The sequence below is a fragment of the Campylobacter concisus genome (assembly GCF_015229965.1).
In the GTDB taxonomy this organism is placed as follows: Bacteria; Campylobacterota; Campylobacteria; order Campylobacterales; family Campylobacteraceae; genus Campylobacter_A; species Campylobacter_A concisus_BD.
This window is the reverse complement of record NZ_JAAKZB010000015.1, coordinates 1-21,937: the sequence shown is the minus strand read 5'-3', so window position 1 is coordinate 21,937 and position 21,937 is coordinate 1. Positions and strand designations below refer to the sequence as shown.

Genomic DNA, 21,937 nt, shown 5'->3' with positions numbered 1-21,937 from the left:
AAAAAACCAGACTTTAAAGCAAAAGATAAGACAATAGTGAAAATTTAAAAGGATTTATGATGAAAAAAGTCAAATTTATAGTTTTTATCTGCTTATTTATACTACTGCCACTTGCTTATTTTAATGGCTTTATAAGAATTTCTGATCTAACTAGCGAACAAGAGAGCATTGCTAAAAAGTATGGTGGTGTTTATGTATTTGATGAGAAGCTAGAGAAGGAGATAGATAAAAGGGAAGAAGAGAGAGATAAATACCTTGATGATTTCTTTAAAAACAACAATAGAGATTTTGACTTAAACGACCAGACTATTATGAATGAAAAATTACCTAGAGTTTTATCTAATGGAAAAAAATATTATGTAACTACAAGAGATTACGGAAATGATTTCAAAAAACAAGCTTGGATACCTAAAAGATATAGTGATCTAATAGTTAATTACATAGGCGATGACTATAATAAATTTAAACCTAGCATGTCTTTTATATATTTTTATGTAGAAAATAACGAGATAGTGCCTATATCTTTATCTGTAACATATACTTATAAAGTTGCCAAATTTGGACTATATGGAGATGAGGCAAGTGGAATAAGATTTAAAGAAATTTATTATAGCTATGTGCTTGGCGGAAATAGATTTGAATTTATAAACAATAAATTTGAAAAAGTCAGCAATAAAGACAAGGATAAATAAATGAATACTCTTAAAAATTTAACAAATAAAGAGATGGTAGATAAAATAAAAGACTATGCTGATATAGCTGATGTTGCTTATGCGTTTTTTGAGTATATAGACGAAAATGAAATTTGGAGTTTTTCGGATAAATTTCATAATGAGAGAATTTTAAAAAAACCAAATCCTAGATGGGATTATGCAGACTATACTTATTATGGTCATACTTTAGAGAAAATAAGCCAAAAAGCTAAAGAAAATGGACGTCAGTTAGGACAACCTACTGCCTATGCTCTTTGTGTCGAAGCTAGATTTATGCAGGATTTAACCATTAAATTACCTAGTAAGTCAGAAATACTTGCTACACAAGATAAAAATAATGTTCTGATAGATAAGAGAGAGGAAAAACCTGAATACAGAAAAATATCAAACAATATTAAAAACTTTATTTATGTAGATGAAGATACAAAACTTCAAACAATTTTTTATTCTGTTAAAAATCTCTCCAAACGTACCAAAAATTTCACATCAAGATTTAGACTTCTAAAACATCAAAAAAATAATGGACTAGGTTTTAGTGCCACGCTCTTTGAAGATACAAAGGATAACAACAAAAAGATACTAACCTTTAGGGGGACTGAGATCACTCTAGGAGATTTAAAAGCAGACGTTCAGCTGACAACTAACGATATACCAGATCAAGTAACATCTTTAATATATTTTTTTATGGATAATGTTATACCTATACTAAAAGAAGGTGAAAAGATAAACATCTGCGGTCATAGCCTTGGTGGATATCTAACTCAGGTATGTGCTTTTACTTTTGCTGAATATATAGATGAAATTTACACTTTTAACTCACCTGGATTGCTTAGTGATTATGCTACTAGAATTGATCTTGCACACAAGATAGATCAAATAGATAGGATACTAAGCAATAAAAATATATTCACTAAAAGAAAACTAACTCCTAATATGCAAAGCATGCTCTCTTGTAAAAAGAGATTATATGCAAATTTAATCCTAGCAAACCAAGACCACACCTACCTACCGGCACCTTTAAATGTTAATAACATATATCACATGAAAACAGACAATGATAGTCTAGCCTTTAATAATAAACTCTATGAAAACGCCATACAAGACCTTGGAGTTGATATAAATGGCAATGAGGTGCTAATAAATATAGGCAACGTTGATGCGATACTAAATACAAATGTAAGTATAAGCTCGCACTTTCTTACCTACACGGCTGCTACACTATACTTTTTCTCATATCTTTTAAAGCAAAAAGATAATGACGAAAAGACAAAAAATGTTAGCCTAAAAGGCACGCTTTTATATCTAAATGAATTTATGGAGCAAAACTATAAGCTTATTTTTGATCTTGATACAAATTTATCTTTAGCATATAAAAATGAGACATCCTATATAGATAACAAAGCTACACTCCCACCTCTTTTATATAACAAAAACAAAAACTGGATGTTGCTTATACTATTAAATAATATAAAACACGACTTTAAGATATTTAATCACAATTTAGAAGACGAGCAAGAAGCCTTGATAATAGAAGATATATTTAAGCTTAGTGACAAGAAGCGATACACAAAGATAATAAGCAAAGATGAAGTTGAGAAATTTAAAGAAAGTGGATGTGAAAAGATAGAAGATAAAAGGGCTATGCACAAGTGCAGGACGTACAAGGTAGTAGATGAGAGCTCTAGTGATGTCACCACTACCAAGGCTGAAGCTAGCAAGCTCTACACCTATACGTCAAATTTCACAAGGTCGCTTTCATCGCAAGATGAGAAGGCATACTTTATGAAAAGATCAGAGCAGACCTACTCTCTTTTATTTGACAACAGCACGCAGAGTGGCTCTATAAATTTATACGACGTAAAAGATAGGGGTGAGATAAAATTTGGCTTTTTATCAGCTAGCTCTAGCGTCTATGTGGATAAAGATAAAGAGAGTTTAGCCATATTTACAAAAGATAAAGACATAGTGGATATTGAAAGGTTATATGACAAGATAAGAGATAAATTTGGCGTGGAAAACCCAGAAAACTACAAGGTCGATCTCTTCTTAAACGCTACACTTCTAAAAGGTGCAAACGAAGCTAAAGACTATAAATTTGGCTTTACAAATTTCAAAGATGAAAAAGAGCACGATCTCTTTGAGAACAAAGAAGATCAAAAGCCATTTTACTACTTTAGCCCAAGAGATGATGAAAGCTCTAAAGGCTCACTTGATATCACAAATAAAAACACTAGCATAAGAGTGCTTGGCTATGATATAAAGAGGGGTAGCTTGGATGTAAAGCTAAAAAGAGCTAACAATGATGAGAAAAAAGAGAAGCAAGCACAAGATAGAGAAGCGGTAAATCATCAAAGCATACCTTCTGGTGCGGTAGCTACAAATTTCACCGCTCACCCAGTCATAGAAGACGACATCATCACTTGCCCGCATGGTGGCCAAGTGGTGCTAAAAAGCAAAGCTGGCAAGAGTATCACATCTAATGGCATACCACTCATACTAGGTCAAGACTTCTTAGGCTCGCCGATAGTTGGCTGCTCGGCAAATTCGCCATGCACCTGCGTAGCACACGTGCCAAAGAGCGCACTAAGTGCTAAAAGAGTAAATGACAACCACGCTCTCATGCAAGACCTAGTTCATCACTGCTTAAGTGATAAAGGCTGCGCGCTATCAGTAGCTAAAAAGTCAAATTTACTTACATTTGAGGGGGTAAAATACGTTGATGCAAACGGCAACGAAGTAGCTCCAAAAGATGTGCAGATCACGCAAAATCCAAGGCTAAGGTTTTTCATGAAAAGTGCTGCATCGCAAAGGGATAACATGCACGTCGCCATATACTCCATAAACGGCACCGAGTACAAAGAGCCAAACGGAGCTGACGAGATCGTGCTAAAAGAGAGCGACGCAAGAGACGTTAGCGACAAGGCACTTTTAAAGCTATTTAATGAAAATTTCAAGACTACCAGCCAAAGAAAATATGAATTTAAAGAGTACTCTTTAAAATACGGCGCCGATGTTTTTAGGCTAAATTTTATAAAGCCAGAGTATAAGAGCAAACACGGCGTAAACGGCTACTACGAAAGACTGAGCGAGTACGAAAACGACGTTAGAAATTTGATCTTTCTAACGCCAAATCAAACAAAAGATATCACTATAAAAATAGCCAAAGGGCTAGACGCTAAGATAGAAAAAGACGCCGAGACAACCGACGTCGTAGTGCTTCAAGGGCTATAAATTTACCAAAGCGCCTCTGGCAAATTTAAATTTCACCCACTTTAGCAAGGCATCTTTAAAACTTCTACCACTTCGCCTTTTGCGATAAATTCCGTCTCTTTTGGGATGATAAGCAGTGCCGCTTCGTTTGTTAGGTTATTTACGATCGCTGAGCTGCCTAGCTTTTTGCCGTTTAAATTTACGAAAATTTTGCCATCTCTGTTTTCTAAATTTACCGCTGTAAATTCCAAAAATGGCGAGCGTTTTTTGTAGTCTTCGTCCATTATCGCCGTTATATTTGGCTCTTCTTGGCTAAACCAAGTGTTTATAAGCACCCTTACATATAGCACGCACATAACCATCGCCGAGTACGGAAATCCCGGCAGCGCAAAGATGTATTTGTCGCCTGACTTTGCCACTCTGATATGGCGGCCTGGTTTTATCGCAGCGCCCTCGATGATGAGGCTAAAATTTTCATTTAAAGCGCCCTTTACAAAGTCATAGTCTCCCATGCTGATACCGCCAGTAGTCACCAAGATATCGGCTGATTTTAGCGCATTTATGATCGCTTTTTCGACAAGCTCAGCCTTATCTCTTACGATCTCACAAAGGATCGGCTCCGCGCCCATTTTGCGTATCTGCATAGCGATACCTACGTGGTTTGAGCTGTGAATTTGCGCTGGACTATCAAGCGGTTCGCCAAGGTCTTTTATCTCGCTGCCAGTTGCTAGTATCGCCACTCTTGGACGGACAAATACGCTTACGTGAAATACGCCAAGCTCGGCAAGAAGCGCTATCTCAGAGTATGTTAGACGTGTGCCTTTTTTTATTAAAATTTCGCCTTTTTTGTAACTCTCACCCACTGCTCGCACGGCAAAGCCCTTTGGCACGCTCTTTTTGATGATTATTTTTGAGCCGCTAACCTCGACGTTTTCAACTGGCACAAGAGTGTCGGTGCCTTCACTCATTAGCGAGCCAGTGAAGGTTTTGACGCATTTGCTACCCTCTACATGTAGCCCTTTGTCGCTACCTGCTGGCAGATCTGTGATGAGCTCAAGCTCGCTTAGGCCCTCTTTAAAGGCAAAAGCGTAGCCGTCCATCGCCGAAACTGGCTTTGCTGGGTAGTTCTCAGTTGCTGTGACATCATAGGCGATATTTCTATCAAGCGCATCTGTGATGGCTACTTTTTCGACCTTTTCCCATGCATTTATCGTGTCTTTTAGAATTTTCAGGCTATCTGCATAGCTCATAAAATCTTTCATCATTTATCCTTTTATGAAATTTTTGCATATTTTATCCACTTTGCTCTTAAAAAAATTAATCTTTGTTTTATTTAATGATTATTAAAATATCGTTTAAGAAACCGGTCTGGTTTTACTTTTACACAGGAATTTACATGAACAAAACATTACTTTACATCATCGCAGGTGCGAGCCTTGGCATACTTGGTCCGGTGCTCGTTCATTTTGGCAACCCAGCAAACATGGGCGTTTGCGCGGCTTGCTTTTTACGAGATAGCATGGGTGCACTTGGCTTTCACCAGGCAAAAGTCGTGCAGTATCTAAGACCTGAAATTTTAGGGCTTATCATCGGAGGCTTTTTAGCTAGCATGCTTTGGAGTAGAAATTTCACTCCAGTATCTGGTAGCGCGGCATTTTCTAGGTTTTTTCTAGGCGTGTTTGCGATGATAGGCTGCCTTATATTTTTAGGCTGCCCTTGGAGGGCATTTTTGCGCCTTGGAGGCGGAGATATGACCGCTATTGCTGGCGTTGTTGGCCTATTTGCTGGCGTCTTTGTGGGACGAACTTTTAAGAAAAACGGCTACGTTTTGCCTGAAAATGAAACCACTGCAAAGGCGATAGGGTTTTTGCCAACTATCATCACGATTTTACTTTTGATGGCACTTATCTTTGGGCTAAAACTTGGTGAAAATGGCGCATTATTTAGCTCAGAAAAAGGTCCAGGCTCACAGCATGCAAATTTATTTATCTCACTTATTTGTGCCATAATCATCGGCGTATTTATGCAAAGAAGTAAATTTTGCTCAGTTGGAGCTATCAGTAAAATTTTTGAGCGTGACTTTTCGATGTTTTATGGCGTCATCTCTATCATTGTCTGCGCAAGCGTAACGAATTTAGTGCTAGATCAATACAAATTTGGCTTTGAAGCTCAGCCTATCGCTCACAATGACATGCTTTGGAATTTCTTAGGTATGACGCTCGCTGGTCTTTGCTTTAGCCTAAGCTATGGCTGCCCTGGCAAACACCTAGTGCAGATGGGAGCTGGAAATTTAAGCTCAGCAGTATTTGTTTTAGGCATGGGAGCTGGAGCTGCGATAAGTCATAACTTCGTGCTTGCAAGCTCAGGAGCTGGCATAACACCTTTTGCTCCGTATGCCGTAGTGATCGGCTTTATCTACGCCATCTACATTGGATTTTTCACTAAAAAAGCTTAAATAAATTTGGCTGCCCTTGCAGTCAAATTTGCTTTTTATATCTATAAAATTTGTATGAGATAAATTTTAGCTAAAAATAAGTTCTTAGGTTGTATAATCCAAAACTTATTTTAAGTTGTCACGGTAGCTCAGCTGGTTAGAGCGCTGGTCTCATAAGCCGGAGGTCGGGAGTTCAAGTCTCCCCCGTGACACCATAACACCCTATTTTAGGCACTAGCAGTGATGCTTTTGTTCTTTTCCTTTCTTTAAAATTTCCTTTAAGAGTGGAACACTTAGTTACTAAAGTGGAACAGTCTCTTAAAAAATCTAAATTATATCTCATTTACACTTCTAATACAATGAAAAAACTAATTTTTGCGCATTATGAACAAAATGTCACTTAAACTTTTTTTTATTTTAAACAAATATAATTCAAAAATATTTTTGGGCGAGGTTCGCCTGCAACATTTACAAATTCTATAAGTTTCGTAAATCAAATTTCAAATTTTCTTCACAGAAAGGCACTAATATGTTTAAAAAAGCTATTTTTATGGCTATTTTTAGTCTGTTTTTTACCGCAAGCGTTCAAGCTAGCGACGATCAAGTTGGCGTAGTAAGCGCTCAAAATCCGATGGTAGTAGATGAAAGCGCCAAAACTATCACTGTTTTAGCCAAGGTAAATGGCAAGTATTTTACTGAAAACACTCGCCACGCAGTAGTTTTCAAAGATGGAAGATTTGGCGATAAGCCTGTGTTTATCGCACTTGCAAATCAAAACGATTTCTACCAAGCTATGAAAAAAATAGGCGCCAAACCAGGCAACAATATGACTCTAAAAAATGGCCCTGAAACACACGTCGAAGGCGACAAGATCAAGATCGAAGTAACATGGAACGGCGCACCAAAAAGCTACGACATCAACGAAGTCATCACAGATAGTAACAGCAAACCAATCGACATGCGTTTTGGCGGCAACGAAGCGACCGCAAAGAGCTTTAATACCGGCTGCATCGCTTGCCTAGATAGCTGCTCAGTCGGCATCATCTCAAACCACACCTACACTCACGGCGCAGTTGAAAAACGCAACGAAGTCGTATTTCACGGCAACAAAGACGTTTTACCGCCTGATGGCACATTTGTAGCTATAAGCTTTAGGGTTGCAAACTGATGCAAGCTTTTAGAGCCTTGTATTACGCGTTTTGCGCTTTGCTTTTAGGGCTTAGCGCGGCGCTTTTAGTCTCGCTATCAGTTTGGCTCGAGATGCGCGTGCACAACCGCTATATCGTGGCTGGATTTTTCGTGGCTGGGCTACTTTACGGGCTCTTTCAAAAGCGCACGGCTGTTTTTGCGCTAATTTTTAGCCAAAGTTTGCTCTTTTTAGTCACGCTTTGGCTTGGCAAGCAAGAGCTACTCTTTTATCTCATCAAAGAGAGCTATTTAGAAATTTTAACTCTAGCTCAAGTGAAATACCTATTTTTGGGAATTTTAACCTTTCTAAATATCTTTTTTCTATTCAAATTTACCGCCACAAAGGGTAAAATTTGAAAAAAGCGCTGATACTTTTTACTAGAGCTCCGATCGCTGGCAAGACTAAAACCAGGCTGCTTGACTTTTTGACGCCACAACAAGCGGCAAATTTGCATAAATTTTTACTAAAAGATATAAACTCCAAGCTTCAAAAGCTAAAAAACGTCAAAATTTTCATCTTTTTTACGCCAAGAGATAAGGCTAAAAATTTAGAGCAAATTTTAGGCGATGAGTATGAATTTATTGCCCAAAGTGAGGGCTCACTAAGTGAGCGAATGCTTAAAGCATTTAAACATGTAAAAACGCTTGGATTTGAACAAATTTTACTAATTGGCAGCGACATTGTAAATTTTACCGCTCAAGGCTTTAATAGCTATTTTAAAGCACTTAGTAAAAACGATGCCGCTATCGCCCCTACGCTTGACGGCGGATACTGCGCGATCGCTCTAAGAAGCGCCAGCCTAAGAGATGAGATTTTCTCAAGCGATTATTCTTTAAGGCAGAGCGTGTGCGATGGAGTTTGCGCTAAATTTGAAGAGCTAAATTTAAGCTACGTCAAATTTAAACCGCTTCGCGACATCGATACGAAAGAGGACATTTTCGCTTACGTCTTGGGCGTGCGACCAAGCGCTATAAAACCCCTTGCTAGCGGCGAATACAACATAAACTACAAATTTCGCAAAGGCGGCCAAAAGGTATTTCGCATAAATACAAAGTCGCAAATGGCACTTGAAAATCAAATAAAATATGAATTTGATGCGCTTAAAATTTTACAAAGCTCAAAGGTCACGCCAGCGCCGTTAGAGTATTACGAGCCAAGCCCGTTTTTACCGCGAGGGGCGATGAGTATGGAGTTTTTAAAAGGGCATGCGCTAAGATACGAGAGCGATCTTGAGACGGCGGCAAGTTTGCTTGCTAGCGTGCACGCAGTCAAGATCCCGTCAAATCACAGCTTGATCACCGCGCAAAAGCCATTAAAAGCGATGTTTGAAGAGTGCGAAAATATGACTAACGTCTATCTAAACTCAAATTTAGCCCAGCCAAAAACCGCTGAGATGATCGAATTTTTCTTAAAAATAGCAAAGAAATTTGACCTTGAGCGCGAGATAGAGGAGCCTTGTATCATAAATACCGAGCTAAACTCTTCAAATTTCATCATCGGTAAAGAGAGCTCATACATCATCGACTGGGAAAAGCCGATAATTGGCGAGCGTGAGCAAGATCTGGCACATTTTAGTGTGCCAACGACCACGTTTTGGAAGACGGACACGATATTTAGCGCTGATGAGATAGAAAAATTTATAAATTTATATGAAAACTACTCGAAAAAAATGGTAGATAGGCGAAAATTTAGAGAGTATTTTACGATGACTTGCCTGCGAGGAACAAGCTGGTGTGCGATGGCATTTGTCGAGTACAACGGCACTCGTGCCATCAAAAACGAATACACTTTTAACAAGATAAAAGCCTATCTTAGCGACAAGTTTTTGTCGAATTTACAACAATATTTTAAGGAATTTAGATGAAAAAATCCCAAATTTTTCTCCTAGTCGCCGTCGCGATAGTCGCGTTGGCATACTTTTTTATCCCTGCGGTAAACAAGCAGATCACCGACTCAGTCGTGATGCTTAGCAAATTTGACCTAAATGAAGTCTATGCATATTTGCAAAGCTTTGACAAGACTACGGCAGCTTGCGTGAGCTTTTTTTTGATGGTGCTTCAAAGCATCATGGCGCCAGTGCCTGCGTTTCTCATCACGCTTTCAAATGCGATGATATTTGGCTGGGTCTGGGGCGCTGTGCTATCGTGGAGCTCGGCTATGGTGGGCGCTGCGCTTTGCTTTTACATAGCACGCATTTTAGGTCGCGACGTCGTTGAAAAGCTAACTGGCAAAAAGGCGCTTGCAGCTACGGACGAGTTTTTCACGAGATTTGGCAAGCACACGATCATCGTCTGCCGTTTGCTGCCGTTTGTGAGCTTTGATCTAGTAAGCTACGCAGCAGGGCTTACATCGATGAGATTTTGGGGATTTTTCTGGGCGACTGGTATCGGTCAGCTTCCTGCGACGATTGTATATTCGTATTTTGGCGGCAGTTTGATGGGCGGTGGCAAAATTTTATTTGTGGGTCTTACTATACTATTTGCCTTCTCGATCGTAGCCTACGTCGCAAAGAAAATTTTAGATGATAAAAAGGCTAAAAAGGCGCAGCTTGAAGCAAACAAGGCTGCTTAAATTTGCTATCATCGCTGCGATCATGCTCGTGGCTGTATTTTTGATGCAAAAGATCGGCGTTAGCGAGCTTCGTGAGCTCATCGGCGAGCATGTACTATTTGCTCCAATGATCTATGTCCTATGCTTTGCTATCTTGCCGATATTTTTGTTTCCAGTGCCGGTTTTGGCTGTCGTTGCAGGTGCGGTATTTGGGCTATTTGCCGGCAGTTTATACACCATAATAGGCGCGATGATAAATTCCGTTTTGATGTTTTATATCGCAAGATTTTTGGGATTTCGCGCCGTTAGCGACTTCACACAAAACTCAAAAAGCAAAATTTTAAAAACACTTGGCGAGCCTGGCGGTAAATTTAGCCTGATTTTGATCCTTCGCCTAATGCCGCTAGTGCCGTATAATGCCCTAAACTACGCATGTGGCGTGATGAACGTGAGCCTGCGCGACTACGTGGTGGCGACCTTTGTAGGCATCGTGCCGGCAACTTTTATAATGGTAAATTTGGGTGAAAAAGCCCTTGATATGCGCTCAAACGGCTTTATTATCGCCTGTGTTTTGATGGCGGCGCTTGTGGTGCTTTCTAGCTGGGGTGCAAAAAAAATAAGGGCAAGACGTGGCGATCTCGGTAATAACTCCGATCTATAACGAGCCATGCGAAAATTTGGAGCGTTTTTGTGCTCTTTTGGCAGCTCAAAAAGGGGAATTTGAAGTGATATTTGCTGATGCTAGCGAGCCAAATTTCTATGAGGGCAAAAATTTTGATTTAGCACTAAATTTGAGCAAAATTTTCTCGCCTGAGAGATTTAAAATTTTACCTTGCAAAAAAGGCAGAGGCACGCAGCTAGACGCTGGGGCGAGCGTAGCTAAATTTGAGAAGCTTCTCTTTTTGCACGCTGATAGTGCCTTTTGCGATGAGATGGCGATTCTGACCGCTGAGAGGGCGCTTGATCGCTGCAAGGCTGGCTGCTTTAGGCTTAAATTTGATGAGAGCGGAGTGCTTTTAAATTTGATCGCGCTTTGCTCAAATTTACGCGTAAAGCTTAGAAATATCGCGTTCGGCGATCAGGGGATTTTTATACAAAAAGGCCTTTTTAACGCACTTGGCGGCTTTGAAAATTTAGCTATTATGGAGGATTATAAACTAAGCATGAAGCTAAAAAGATCTGGCGTGAAATTTTGCCAGCTATCTCAAAATATAGTGACAAGCGCGCGTAAATTTAGGTGTGAAGGAGTCATAAAAACGCTCATAAAAATGCAAATTTTGCAGTATAAATTTAGAAATGGAGCGAATGCTGATGAGATCGCAAAAAGTTATTAAAAACCCGCCAGAGCTTTGCATAGAGTGCGGAGCGTGTACGAAACACTGCGAGTTTTTGACCAAATACGATATAAATTTGCTTGATTTTTCAAAGCGAAAAGATCTCGCATTTAGCTGCTTTTTGTGCGACGAGTGCTACAAGGTCTGCCCCAAAGACATCAGCGGCAACGAGATCGCGCTAAAGCACAGAGAGCAGATAAAAAAGCCGTTTCGCTACCTAAATTTCTTAAAATCGCCCTATCTCTATGCCAACAACTCGCCCAAAAAGAGCCGCGAGCTAATGTTTTTTGGCTGCAATTTCCCAGGCTTTTTGCCTGAAACTACACGAAAGATCATCGAAATTTTGGAGCCTTTGGGGGTTGATTTTAGTATAGACTGCTGTGGCAAGCCCCTTTTTGAAGCAAATGCAAATTTTGACAAGACAAAGGCACATCTAAACGAGCTCTTTGCCGCAAAGGGCGTAGAGACGCTCATTTTGGCCTGTCCAAACTGCTACCATTTTTTAAAAGACAAGGTGGATGTCAAGATAAAAACCATATACGAGAAATTTGAAGAGCTTGGCCTAAACCGCGAGATCACAGAGGAGGCACACATCTTTTATCCCTGCCCTGAGCGCATCCACAAGCCTATTTTTGAGACCTTTAAAAAGTACGTGCCAAATTTCAAAAATAGCTTTAAGGATGTAAACTGCTGTGGGTTGGGCGGGCTTGCTAGAAGCAGCGAGCCGCAAATCGCCGCAGGATATCCGCAGGCCATCAAGGATAAAAATTTACCAAATCTCTACACCTACTGCGCCACTTGCTGCGGAAATTTCGCCAAAAACGGCGTGCAAAACATAAAACACTTCGCCACGGTGATGAGCGGCGTAAACGAAGCGCCAAACACCGCTTATCTAAAAAATGTACTTAGTTTAAAATTTTATAAAAGGAATAGAAAATGAACTTCACAGAGCGTATAGCACCGAAGATCAGGCATACTGATAAAATTTCAACGATTCAAGTAAATCTAGGCAAGATATGCAACCTCGCCTGTTCGCACTGCCACGTCGAGGCTGGGCCAAAGCGCACGGAGACGATGAGCAAGGAGACTTTGCAGGCTGTTTTGGAGGCGATTAGCGCGCATAAATTTAGCACGCTTGACGTCACTGGCGGCGCACCTGAGATGAACGCGCACTTTCGCTGGTTTATCGATGAGGCCGCTAAGATCACGCCTCACATCATCGTGCGAACAAATTTGACCATACTACTTGAAAATGGCTACGAGGATCTACCTAAATTTTACGCAGATCACGGCGTGGAGCTAGTTGCTAGTCTGCCTTGCTACACCGAAGAAAACGTCGATAAGATGCGCGGGCGAGGCGTATTTGATGGCTCCATAGAGGCGCTAAAAAGGCTAAATGCACTAGGATACGGCAAGGGCGGAAATTTGGTGCTAAATTTAGTTTATAACCCAGGCGGTGCGTTTTTGCCAGGCGATCAAGCTGGGCTTGAAGCGGACTACAAAAGAGAGCTAAAAAGCGCTTTTGGCGTGGAATTTGATCATCTTTTTACGATCACGAACGTGCCGATTGGCAGATTTAGAAGATCGCTTGAAAAAAGCGGTAAATTTGAGCCTTATATGCAGCTTTTAGAAGCAAATTTTAACCCAAATGCCGCGCAAAATATAATGTGTAGAGCGCAAATTTCAGTTGGATATGACGGAGCCCTTTATGATTGCGATTTTAACCAGATGGAGGGGCTTAAGGCGCACGGCGCAAAGGATATCTTTGAGCTAGCTAAAAGCGGCGAGCTTGGTAGGCAGATCGTCTTTCGCGACTACTGCTACGCCTGCACGGCAGGGGCTGGGTCGAGCTGCTGCGGCGCGCTTGCGTAAATTTAAAGGATAAAAAATGATGAGTAATGAAGAGATAGCGCAAAAATTTGCCGAGCAAAACTGCGCGCAGATGATATTAGCACGCTACGCACAGCACCTAGGCGCAAACGAAGCACAGCTTATGAAGCTTGGCTTTGGGCTCTTAGGTGGCATGCAGGAGGGCTCGGTATGCGGCGCATATCTAGCGGCAGTGCTAGTTTTGGGGCTTGCTTACGGCGATGATAAAGAAAAATACAATGCAAATTTGGCGCGCTTTAAAGAGATATATTTTAAAACGCAAAAATCTAACATCTGCAAAGAGGTCTTGGGGCATGATCTAAGCAAGCCGGATGAACTTGAAGCGATAATGCAAAAAGGGCTCTTTGCGAAAATTTGCCCCTGCGCTATAAGCGATAGCATGAGGGCTTTGGATCAAATTTTAGAGTTTAAGGAGAGTTAATGCAAGAGTATCAGTCGCTCTTTTTTTGGGGCTTTTTGATCGTTTACGGCGTGATAATGTACGCTTTTTCACCAAAGGCGCGCAGTATCGGATCGTTTTTTAAAGGTGAAGGTGAAGGCGGCGTAAAGGTGTCGCCATTTTTGCTAACGACTAGCATTTTTATCAGCTGGATATTTGCAAAATCAGTCACAAACGCCGCAAATTTAGGCGCTAGCTACGGTATCGTCGGAGGCGTAGCGTACGCGACATACTGGCTTTGTATACCAATAGCCGGCATCGTCATCTACCGCTTAAGGCGCAAATTTGGCGCAACCGGACTCGTGCAGTTTTTAACTAGCAACTACGGCGCGGCGGCGAGCATCGCATTTTGCGTGGCGATCTTGGTTAGGCTTTTTAACGAAGTTTGGAGCAACACAGCAGTCGTGGGCGGCTACTACGGAGATAGCGGCAGCATACCTTTTATCATCGCAGCCTCGCTTTTTACGCTCTTTACGCTAGTTTATTCGGTTCGCGGCGGACTTAGGGGCTCTATCGTGACAGACGTCATTCAGGCTTTAGTTTTCATTATCGCCACGCTTTGGGTCATCGTGACTATCTTGCCAAAGCACGGCGTGGGCGAGCTAGTTAGCACCGGCAGCTGGAGCTTAGGCGGCGGCGTGGATCTGCTTTTAGTCGCTGTTTTGCAGCTAGTTAGCTACCCTTTTCACGACCCTGTTTTAACCGATCGAGGCTTCATCTGCGAAGAAAAAACGATGCTAAAAAGCTTTGTGATCTCTGGTATTTTAGGCTTTGTAGCCATCGTCATTTTTAGCTTTATCGGCATTTACGGCTCGCTTGAGGGCATAGCCGCAAAGGGCAACATCCCAGCCGAGCTAGCTAAAACCATGGGGATTGGCTCAACTATCCTGATGACAGCCGTCATGATAGCGGCTGCTGGATCGACGCTGGACTCGACCTTTGCAAGCCTTTCAAAGCTAGTTGGCTACGATATCCCAGCGATGCTAAACAAAGACGTCGCTAAAATTTCCATAAAAATCGGCATCATCTCGATGATACTTTTTGCCATTTTTGGAAATTTACCGATGATCGTGGGCACCGATATCTTAAAGGCTACGACGATTAGCGGCACGATGGTGATCGGCCTAGCGCCGGTATTTTTGTTGCATGGATTTGTGAGCCCAACAAAGCTTGGCTTTCATCTTAGCTTTTGGCTGGGGATATTTTTGGGTGTCGCATTTGCATTTGACGCGAAAATTTTCCCTGAGTTTTTAGCGATCGGCAGCGGCAAATACGCAATGCTCTTGGGCATAAATTTATATGGACTCATCGCTTGCACGCTTGCCTATGCGCTGCCTGGGCTACTTTGCGGCTGCAAAGATAAAAGATGAGCTCTTGCCCGCTTAGCTATGCGCTCAATTTCCCTCCGGAGCCAAAATTTCAAAGCCGCTGCCTATATGTCGTAGGCGGACTTTACGGCAACGTCTTTGCGCTAAAAGAAATTTTAACTATGGCAGACGCCGAGAGTGCCGATGTCGTTTTTAATGGCGACATCCACTGGTTTGATGCGGAGGTAAAGAGCTTTTGCGAGATAGAGAATGAGATAGCAAAACGTACTCTAACTGCGATAAACGGCAATGTCGAATTTGAGCTAGCAAGCGGACAAAACGGATGCGGCTGCTTCTATCCCTCATGCACCGACGCTGGCACCATAAATCGCTCAAATTTGATCCATGCACGCCTAAGCCGCCTTATAAAAGAGGGGTGCGAGCAGTTTATAGAAATTTTTAAAAGGCGTGCCAAATGCGAGCTAGTAAGCGTCGGCGGCGCAAATATCGCTATCACGCACGGAGATGAGAAATTTCTAGCCGGCTGGGGCTGCTCTCGTGAAAATTTGGCTCAAAAAGATAGACAAGATGAGCTAAATTTGTGGTTTAAAGAGCGTAAATTTGACGTGCTAGCCTGCACGCATACCTGCGCCCCTGCTGCCATAGTGCTAGAAAATGGCGTAGTGATAAATAACGGCGCGGCTGGCATGCCAAATTTCACCGGCAAGCTTTATGGGCTCATAACTCGCATCGCGCTTAAGCCTAGCAAAGAGGCGATATACTGCGCTAGGCTGGGTGAAATTTACATCGAGGCGCTTCCTGTGCGATACGACACGGCGAAATTTTTAGAGTGGTTTGATCAAATTTGGCAGGCTCAAAGCCCAGCCGAGATCTCATATAGAGGCCGCATAGCAAATGGTAGCGAGGGTGAGATAAAAGAGGCGATAGTGGGTGGATTTTGGCAAATTTACGCAAAATAAATAGTGAAATTTTATCAAAACAAAAGGAGACGAAATGTTCGTCAAAAGTAAAATAGCTAAAGGTATAGTTGTGCTTTTTGCACTAGGTTTTCTCACAGCTTGCAGCGATACAAAAGCGCCAACGGACGCTAAATTTAAGGGTGCTGAACTAGCTGCGATACAAGCTGATAACAAGAAAAAAGAAGACTATCTGGTCATCGACGTGAGAAAAGCGGAGGAGTATAACGCTGGCCACCTAAAACACGCTATAAACATCCCTCTTGAAGAGATCGAGGCTAGACTAGATGAGATAAGCGCCTACAAAGATAAAAACGTCGTGCTTTACTGCAACAGCGGCAACCGCAGCGGCAAGGCACTAGATATACTAAAAGCAAAGGGCTTTAACAAGCTTAGCAACGCTGAGGGCGTGAAAGAATTTAACTACGATCTAGTTAAATTTGGCAGCATAAACGCAGAGGAATTTAAGAAGATCGCAAACGATCCAAACATTCTAATCATCGATGTTAGAGAGAAAAAAGACTATGACGCTGGACATATGAAAGGCGCTATTAGCATCCCAGACGGCGAGCCTGTTGATAACTACAAAGACGTGCTTGAAGCAAACAAAGACAAAACTATCGTCACACACTGCTACAGCGGCAACCGTAGCGCTAAACTAGCTCAAATTCTAAGTGACAAAGGCTATAAAGTCTTAAATCTACTTGACGGTACAAAAGAACATAGCTACGAGTTAGTGAAATAAATTTATTTGAGCTTTTGGGGCAAAACCTGAAAGCTCAAAGTTTTTAATAATACAAATTTAATATACCTACTTTCACCCTATATCCTTTCACTATTCTTAATTTATTCTTTTTCTAATTATGAATTTTTTTACAAAAATTTGCATTTCTAGCGCAGATTTTTTTCAAAATTGGTGTAATTACTATAAATATCTTTAAAAAGGATAAAAATGAAAAAATTTTCATTAATAGTAACTAGCACTGCTAGCACGAGAGAAAGTTCAAATGGTGAGGTGATTTACCATGGCTAATGCATATATAGTAAATGATCACAGCCTAGTCATAAATGTGAGGTCAGGTTTTTTAACATATGGTAGAGCCATAGGCAGGTTTGCACATGCGTGCCGTGAGAAAAATCAAACTGAGCATATAAAGTATCTCAACAAAACCCCAGCCACTATTAATCGCTACAAGCTCCTAAGTGAATTTAATGGCAATGGCAATATGAGAGATGCTAACAGCAAAGATGATGAACTACATAATATGGCCTTTGTAAAGAATTTACTTAAAGGCTTTCAGGATAGCTTTAAAGAAGACTATGGCAAGCAATCCTACACACAAAAACGACAAGGTAAAGATATAGTTATACGTAGAGCTTGGCGCAAAGATATGGCTAGTTTTTGTGAGATTATCATCACGTTTGGCACAGATAGGAAGAAAGAGCCAAAAGAAGGGCTAAACGACGAAGAGTCAAAATTTATAAATGAAAACATATGCATGGATAGAGTAATGAGATTTGTAAACGCATACTGCGCGAAGTATGGCGCAAAGTGTCTGCTTGTGGCTGAGCATAATGACGAAAAGACCAAGCACTTTCATATCTTTTTTACAAACTACAGCTTTGAAAAGCATGCAAATTTAAGATTTAGCGGCAGGTCAAAAACAGCAAAATTTGGCAAAGAGCTACAAGATATGGGAGCAGAGGCATTTGAAGGTCAGGTACTTCGTGGTAAGTCAAGTAAAAATAGACATAAGAATTTAACCCAAATGCATAAAATAGCAAGTGAATATAAGAGCGAGAAAGAGTTAAAAGAGAAAATTCAAAAGCTTATAGAAGCGGAAGCAAATAAGTATATGCAAAAGAAAGAGCCTTTGTTGGGCGACGAGTACTTTAGGTTAGAGCCAAATGAAAAAAGAGCTTTAATAGTAGGTCTTAGAAATTCTGTTTTTGAACAAATGCAAGAAAGCATAACCATCACATCTGATGAGCAGCTAAAAGAAAAGGTAGAGCTTCTTGATGAGCAAGTAACAGAACAAAACAAGATCATAGAGGAAGATAAAAAGAAAAGCTTAGAAGTCTTAAAAGAAAAAGAGCAGCTAGAAAAAGAGCTAGATGAGCTAAAAGAGACCAAAGCTGAGCAAGATAATGAGATAACGCTTCTTAAAAACAGACTAAAAGCACATACTAATCAGCAAACAAAGATAGATGAACAAAATGCATTGTTAAAGAGCAAGGATAAAGAAAATCAATCTCTAGCATGTAAAAGCGAAAGCTTGCAAAAAGAAAATATCAGGCTAAGAGACTTTAATGACAAAAGCTTAGGTCTTTTGCTAGAAATAGCAAGCACCAATCCTGAGCTAAGAGATATGATAGTAAATGAAATGCCAGAGCTAAGGAGTAAATTTACGAAAGATGATGCTGGGATGGAGATGGGGTAGCTAGCATTCTTAAAATTTACAAATACGTAATCTATAAATTTAAACCACCAAAGTAAGCTAGCCGTGTAAATTTTACTTAATAAATTTACACGGGCTTGCTTACAAACTTGCGATATATTCTACGCAACACTCCTATATCTCATATAGACATACTCGTAAATTTTCTCTCTGCACGCCGAGATACTCATATCATCATAGCACTCAGGTAACTCTCCCCAGAGCGTATCGCAAAAAGATAAGACCAAGCACCAGCATGCAGTATTGATGAGATATGAGGTTTGAGCCTGAACGCAAAAGATCCGCCGACTCCCAAAGGTCGCTCTCTAGCATTTGTAAATTTAGCCATTTATATTTTGCTTGCTATTTTAGCATTTTATGGATAGGGATTATTGTTTTAAAAGTAAGAAATTTTATGAGTGAAATTTTGAGCGTCCTAAAATAATATTTATCTTAAATAAAACTTAGACCTTTTATCGGCAAAGGTCATCTTGAATGGATAAAGTTTTGTTTAAGTTGCATCTTTGTAAATAAAAATTTCGCCCGTCTGGCTAAGACCTTACAGCAAGCTCAACCTGAGCTTGCTAAGTAAGTTTATCAACATACTAAAAAATGTTGATAAATATACTAGAAACTGGCATTAAATTTTTTGGATTATAACAAATAAATTCATAATGTAACATACTGTATGTGATGTAATGTGCAGTACTTGATGTCATGTCAAGTATGTGATGTCACATGCAGCACATGATGTAATGTATAGTACATGATGTAACATGCAGTAGGTGACGTCATGTATAGTATGTGATGTTATGTATATTTTCGCAGATGAGAGAGTATTAGGATAGGTGGATATTTCTCTAGAAAGATATTATTGAAGTTATTTCTAAAAAGCACTTGGTGTATATCTAATAGTGATGATTATAACAGCCTTATCTTTTTCATTGATCCTATAAATCACTGTGTAGTTTTTAACAAATAGCTGTCTATAGCCCATATTGGCATATCTGCCAACTTTTCTAATAGCACCACGATTTGGCATCTCATCTAGGCTAAGAATAGCGTTTTTGATAGCCTCTAGCGTAGAGTTTGCAGCACCTGACGAGAGCAAAGATAGTGCGATATATTTATAAATCGCTTCAAGCTCTTCATAAGCTTGTGGTGAGATAAGAACTTTATACTTACTCAAGATACTTATCTTTTAAACTAGCAAAAACGTCTTTTGCTTCTAGCATCTTTGTATCTGCTGTTATCTTAGCTTCAGATGATGCGATGGCGCTATCTATATCGGCTGTGGCTACTAGCTTATCATATGTCTTTATGCTCATCACAACCAAGTCTCCATAGCCATTTTTAGTTACAAACACTGGCTCATCCTTGCTATTGCATAGCTGTGAAATTTCATTTGTGTTTCTAAGCTCTTTTATAGGTACTATTTGAGGCATATGCTATTTCCTTTTAATAATATGACATGATTATAGCATAATTGTGTTAGTAATTTAGATGGCTTGTCCAACTAACTTGGCAAGCTGAAAGAAAAGCTCAAGTAACAAGCATGCAGTATTTATTTTAAAATACCAAAGAGCTACACTCTCTAGTTTTCTAACGCTTATCATTTTTCTCTGTTACATAGCTAAACTATCTATCAAGTGTCATATCAAGCATTTTTCACTTTTAAATAGCAATAATAAATTAATAATATTATAAATACAATCACAATAAAATATCAAAAACAGTAGTGGTGGCTTAATATGCAAAACAACGAAATAAAAATAACCTACTCTTGCGAAGAGACGTTAAAAAAGATAAAAGAGTATATGGCTGATGCAAAGAGCGTAACGCTTTATACGTCTAGCTTGAATTCACTCACATCGTACTCTAACGGCATAGCTAATGAGATCATATCTAATCTAATATTTTCTAAGAAGAGAGATAAAAAAGATGTATCGATCGTATCTGACTTTTATATAGATAAAGAGAGCTTTACTGATAGTAAGCTAAATAGAATAAGAGAATTTGAATATAGAGATATACCAGTAAAGATCGTCCATAAAAAAAGTGCAGTTGACAAGTTTTTTGCAAATTTAAAAGAGAAGATAAGCCCCATAAAAAGTAAAGCAAGATATGAAGCTGAACTTGAAGCTGCTCAGGATGAGCACGAGAGAAATTTGCTAAAAAGCATGGGTGAAACAAAGACAGAAGCTATAAGCTTTTATGATATGTTTGAGGTCATAGTATCCAACTACGACGACGCCAAAGATATTGTAAAAGAGTGCCTAAATACCTTAAAAAATGATCTACTAAGTGATGCTAGCTCTTTGATATCTAGCGAGGGACTAGATGGAGCTAAATTTGAAAAAAGTATTGAAGAGTGTTTTAGAGAGTTAGATAAGAATTTAAGCGAGTTAAATAAAGAAAGCGGAGAGTTTTTGCTAAAGCAAATATTTCTTTTTATACTAAGCATAGTTGATCTAAGTGATCCAAAGGCAGCGCTTAAAAAGGCAAACGGATGCTTTTTATTCTATGAGCTTAGTAAATTAACCTACAAGATGGTTGAGCATCAAAGTAATAGATCTCTTTATGGCGTAACCTTACCTATCCTTAGTTTTTTCACATCTAGATTTGCTTCTATTATAAATACCCTAAATATAAACTCAAGCTGCAATGTATTAGTATTTAAACAAGATAAATCCTCTAACTCTGGCTTTTTTATAGACTTTACCCACCTAAATTTAGACTATATCTACTTTAGAGACGACAATAACCTAAATGAGGTTAATTGCAACGCAGATGAGGGATATAGTGTATTTGGTCATTTAGATGATCTATCGGTATTTGATCATACTAAGGATGTCTGCTCTTATGATATAGTAAATAAAAACTTAGGCTTTGGCTCTAGTGATGATACGCTCTTTAAAAGACTAAAGGATCAAATAAAAGGACTAAATGCAAATTTAAATTTTATCTGCGCTTCAAATTTTAACTCTATAAAACTAGCCAATCTAATAGCGAACAAGTCCGATAAAAATGGCACATCTGCAAACGATGAGATGAACAGCAAAGATTTTTCAAATTTAAATAAAAACTATGTTGTGCTATCAAACTCACCTTTTAGATCAAGTGCAGGGCTAAGAGAAGAAGTAATAAGTAAATGCCTAGATCAAGTGATAGAAGACGAGCTAAATAGACCCAACAAATCCAACCTTGTAAAGCAAAAATTCACCGACATAAAAACCCTAAGTCCTATTAAGGATTACAGTCAGTACAGCATAAACATCAATAAAGAAAACAATAGATCAACTCTTGTTTTAAATTTATCCCCATTTGCAAGGATAGATAAAAAATATATAGACAACATAGAGCAAAAAAGGGAAGAATTTAAAGAGATCGCCTATCAAGATGACACCAACTATCTTGATAACTACACCAAATACGAAGAGTTATTTAAGACAAATT

21 protein-coding genes and 1 tRNA gene are annotated in these 21,937 nt (G+C 39.6%); 18 read left to right on the top strand and 4 right to left on the bottom strand.

What is annotated here, in order from left to right:
• The first annotated feature begins 59 nt into the window (after window positions 1–59).
• The gene (locus G6W43_RS07275) at window positions 60–692 is read left to right on the top strand and encodes a tRNA 2-selenouridine synthase (RefSeq protein ID WP_194169496.1); all 633 of its coding nucleotides are present in this window, start codon (window positions 60–62) and stop codon (window positions 690–692) included.
• Complete coding sequence (locus G6W43_RS07270) at window positions 693–3,944, top strand: Mbeg1-like protein (protein WP_194169495.1); 3,252 nt, start codon at window positions 693–695, stop codon at window positions 3,942–3,944.
• 41 nt (window positions 3,945–3,985) lie between these two features.
• Here the strand turns inward: G6W43_RS07270 and G6W43_RS07265 are convergent, their stop codons facing one another.
• Window positions 3,986–5,185, bottom strand: coding sequence for a molybdopterin molybdotransferase MoeA (locus G6W43_RS07265; protein ID WP_194169494.1), 1,200 nt, complete (start codon window positions 5,183–5,185; stop codon window positions 3,986–3,988).
• A gap of 134 nt (window positions 5,186–5,319) precedes the next feature.
• Here G6W43_RS07265 and yedE point away from each other — a divergent pair, with 134 nt between their 5' ends.
• From yedE to G6W43_RS07190, 15 genes are all read left to right on the top strand, one after another.
• Entirely contained in the window at window positions 5,320–6,378 is a 1,059-nt protein-coding gene (gene yedE / locus G6W43_RS07260; RefSeq protein ID WP_194169493.1) for a YedE family putative selenium transporter, read from the top strand.
• A 117-nt stretch (window positions 6,379–6,495) separates the two neighbouring features.
• Window positions 6,496–6,572 (top strand) — tRNA-Met (locus G6W43_RS07255).
• 314 nt (window positions 6,573–6,886) lie between these two features.
• Window positions 6,887–7,525, top strand: coding sequence for a YdjY domain-containing protein (locus G6W43_RS07250; RefSeq protein ID WP_149706659.1), 639 nt, complete (start codon window positions 6,887–6,889; stop codon window positions 7,523–7,525).
• Window positions 7,525–7,902: a hypothetical protein gene (locus G6W43_RS07245; RefSeq protein WP_149706658.1), complete on the top strand. Its 378-nt coding sequence runs from the start codon at window positions 7,525–7,527 to the stop codon at window positions 7,900–7,902. The genes G6W43_RS07250 and G6W43_RS07245 overlap by 1 nt, the downstream gene beginning before the upstream one ends.
• Entirely contained in the window at window positions 7,899–9,410 is a 1,512-nt protein-coding gene (locus G6W43_RS07240) for a TIGR04282 family arsenosugar biosynthesis glycosyltransferase (protein WP_194169492.1), read from the top strand. The genes G6W43_RS07245 and G6W43_RS07240 overlap by 4 nt, the downstream gene beginning before the upstream one ends.
• Window positions 9,407–10,117, top strand: coding sequence for a TVP38/TMEM64 family protein (locus tag G6W43_RS07235; protein ID WP_103634045.1), 711 nt, complete (start codon window positions 9,407–9,409; stop codon window positions 10,115–10,117). Before G6W43_RS07240 ends, G6W43_RS07235 begins: the two co-directional genes overlap by 4 nt.
• Window positions 10,095–10,757 (top strand): TVP38/TMEM64 family protein, encoded by a 663-nt coding sequence (locus G6W43_RS07230; RefSeq protein ID WP_188116619.1) that lies wholly within the window; start codon window positions 10,095–10,097, stop codon window positions 10,755–10,757. The genes G6W43_RS07235 and G6W43_RS07230 overlap by 23 nt, the downstream gene beginning before the upstream one ends.
• On the top strand, window positions 10,726–11,430 hold the full coding sequence (locus G6W43_RS07225) for a TIGR04283 family arsenosugar biosynthesis glycosyltransferase (RefSeq protein ID WP_194169491.1): 705 nt from the start codon (window positions 10,726–10,728) through the stop codon (window positions 11,428–11,430). Before G6W43_RS07230 ends, G6W43_RS07225 begins: the two co-directional genes overlap by 32 nt.
• Window positions 11,408–12,370 carry a heterodisulfide reductase-related iron-sulfur binding cluster gene (locus G6W43_RS07220; RefSeq protein WP_187424249.1) on the top strand — a complete coding sequence of 321 codons (963 nt, stop codon included), beginning with the start codon at window positions 11,408–11,410 and terminating at the stop codon, window positions 12,368–12,370. Before G6W43_RS07225 ends, G6W43_RS07220 begins: the two co-directional genes overlap by 23 nt.
• Complete coding sequence (gene arsS / locus G6W43_RS07215; RefSeq protein WP_148819717.1) at window positions 12,367–13,302, top strand: arsenosugar biosynthesis radical SAM (seleno)protein ArsS; 936 nt, start codon at window positions 12,367–12,369, stop codon at window positions 13,300–13,302. Before G6W43_RS07220 ends, arsS begins: the two co-directional genes overlap by 4 nt.
• 16 nt (window positions 13,303–13,318) lie before the next feature.
• Window positions 13,319–13,741 (top strand): C-GCAxxG-C-C family protein, encoded by a 423-nt coding sequence (locus G6W43_RS07210; RefSeq protein WP_194169490.1) that lies wholly within the window; start codon window positions 13,319–13,321, stop codon window positions 13,739–13,741.
• Window positions 13,741–15,129 (top strand): sodium:solute symporter family transporter, encoded by a 1,389-nt coding sequence (locus tag G6W43_RS07205; protein ID WP_194169489.1) that lies wholly within the window; start codon window positions 13,741–13,743, stop codon window positions 15,127–15,129. Before G6W43_RS07210 ends, G6W43_RS07205 begins: the two co-directional genes overlap by 1 nt.
• The gene (locus G6W43_RS07200; protein ID WP_103634052.1) at window positions 15,126–16,046 is read left to right on the top strand and encodes a metallophosphoesterase family protein; all 921 of its coding nucleotides are present in this window, start codon (window positions 15,126–15,128) and stop codon (window positions 16,044–16,046) included. The genes G6W43_RS07205 and G6W43_RS07200 overlap by 4 nt, the downstream gene beginning before the upstream one ends.
• 34 nt (window positions 16,047–16,080) lie before the next feature.
• Window positions 16,081–16,788: a rhodanese-like domain-containing protein gene (locus G6W43_RS07195; protein ID WP_194169488.1), complete on the top strand. Its 708-nt coding sequence runs from the start codon at window positions 16,081–16,083 to the stop codon at window positions 16,786–16,788.
• Between the two features lie 280 nt (window positions 16,789–17,068).
• On the top strand, window positions 17,069–18,484 hold the full coding sequence (locus tag G6W43_RS07190; protein WP_194169487.1) for a hypothetical protein: 1,416 nt from the start codon (window positions 17,069–17,071) through the stop codon (window positions 18,482–18,484).
• Between the two features lie 119 nt (window positions 18,485–18,603).
• Here G6W43_RS07190 and G6W43_RS10750 read toward each other — a convergent pair whose 3' ends face one another.
• The 3 genes from G6W43_RS10750 to G6W43_RS07180 form a co-directional block, all read right to left on the bottom strand.
• Window positions 18,604–18,729: a hypothetical protein gene (locus G6W43_RS10750; protein ID WP_021086497.1), complete on the bottom strand. Its 126-nt coding sequence runs from the start codon at window positions 18,727–18,729 to the stop codon at window positions 18,604–18,606.
• A 638-nt stretch (window positions 18,730–19,367) separates the two neighbouring features.
• A complete protein-coding gene (locus G6W43_RS07185; protein WP_103638972.1) occupies window positions 19,368–19,670 on the bottom strand; it encodes a type II toxin-antitoxin system RelE/ParE family toxin in 303 nt (100 codons plus the stop codon).
• Complete coding sequence (locus G6W43_RS07180; RefSeq protein ID WP_103614475.1) at window positions 19,663–19,926, bottom strand: type II toxin-antitoxin system prevent-host-death family antitoxin; 264 nt, start codon at window positions 19,924–19,926, stop codon at window positions 19,663–19,665. The genes G6W43_RS07185 and G6W43_RS07180 overlap by 8 nt, the downstream gene beginning before the upstream one ends.
• A gap of 306 nt (window positions 19,927–20,232) precedes the next feature.
• Here G6W43_RS07180 and G6W43_RS07175 point away from each other — a divergent pair.
• A partial coding sequence (locus G6W43_RS07175; protein ID WP_194169486.1) for a hypothetical protein occupies window positions 20,233–21,937 on the top strand: 1,705 nt, incomplete at its 3' end.

What these genes read in the sequence shown, in the direction of transcription:
- G6W43_RS07275 (WP_194169496.1), top strand. Translation starts at nt 60, where the DNA reads ATGAAAAAAGTCAAATTTATAGTTTTTATCTGCTTATTTATACTACTG.
- G6W43_RS07270 (WP_194169495.1), top strand. Translation starts at nt 693, where the DNA reads ATGAATACTCTTAAAAATTTAACAAATAAAGAGATGGTAGATAAAATA.
- G6W43_RS07265 (WP_194169494.1), bottom strand. Translation starts at nt 5,185, where the DNA reads ATGAAAGATTTTATGAGCTATGCAGATAGCCTGAAAATTCTAAAAGAC.
- yedE (WP_194169493.1), top strand. Translation starts at nt 5,320, where the DNA reads ATGAACAAAACATTACTTTACATCATCGCAGGTGCGAGCCTTGGCATA.
- G6W43_RS07250 (WP_149706659.1), top strand. Translation starts at nt 6,887, where the DNA reads ATGTTTAAAAAAGCTATTTTTATGGCTATTTTTAGTCTGTTTTTTACC.
- G6W43_RS07245 (WP_149706658.1), top strand. Translation starts at nt 7,525, where the DNA reads ATGCAAGCTTTTAGAGCCTTGTATTACGCGTTTTGCGCTTTGCTTTTA.
- G6W43_RS07235 (WP_103634045.1), top strand. Translation starts at nt 9,407, where the DNA reads ATGAAAAAATCCCAAATTTTTCTCCTAGTCGCCGTCGCGATAGTCGCG.
- G6W43_RS07220 (WP_187424249.1), top strand. Translation starts at nt 11,408, where the DNA reads ATGAGATCGCAAAAAGTTATTAAAAACCCGCCAGAGCTTTGCATAGAG.
- arsS (WP_148819717.1), top strand. Translation starts at nt 12,367, where the DNA reads ATGAACTTCACAGAGCGTATAGCACCGAAGATCAGGCATACTGATAAA.
- G6W43_RS07210 (WP_194169490.1), top strand. Translation starts at nt 13,319, where the DNA reads ATGATGAGTAATGAAGAGATAGCGCAAAAATTTGCCGAGCAAAACTGC.
- G6W43_RS07205 (WP_194169489.1), top strand. Translation starts at nt 13,741, where the DNA reads ATGCAAGAGTATCAGTCGCTCTTTTTTTGGGGCTTTTTGATCGTTTAC.
- G6W43_RS07200 (WP_103634052.1), top strand. Translation starts at nt 15,126, where the DNA reads ATGAGCTCTTGCCCGCTTAGCTATGCGCTCAATTTCCCTCCGGAGCCA.
- G6W43_RS07195 (WP_194169488.1), top strand. Translation starts at nt 16,081, where the DNA reads ATGTTCGTCAAAAGTAAAATAGCTAAAGGTATAGTTGTGCTTTTTGCA.
- G6W43_RS07190 (WP_194169487.1), top strand. Translation starts at nt 17,069, where the DNA reads ATGGCTAATGCATATATAGTAAATGATCACAGCCTAGTCATAAATGTG.
- G6W43_RS07180 (WP_103614475.1), bottom strand. Translation starts at nt 19,926, where the DNA reads ATGCCTCAAATAGTACCTATAAAAGAGCTTAGAAACACAAATGAAATT.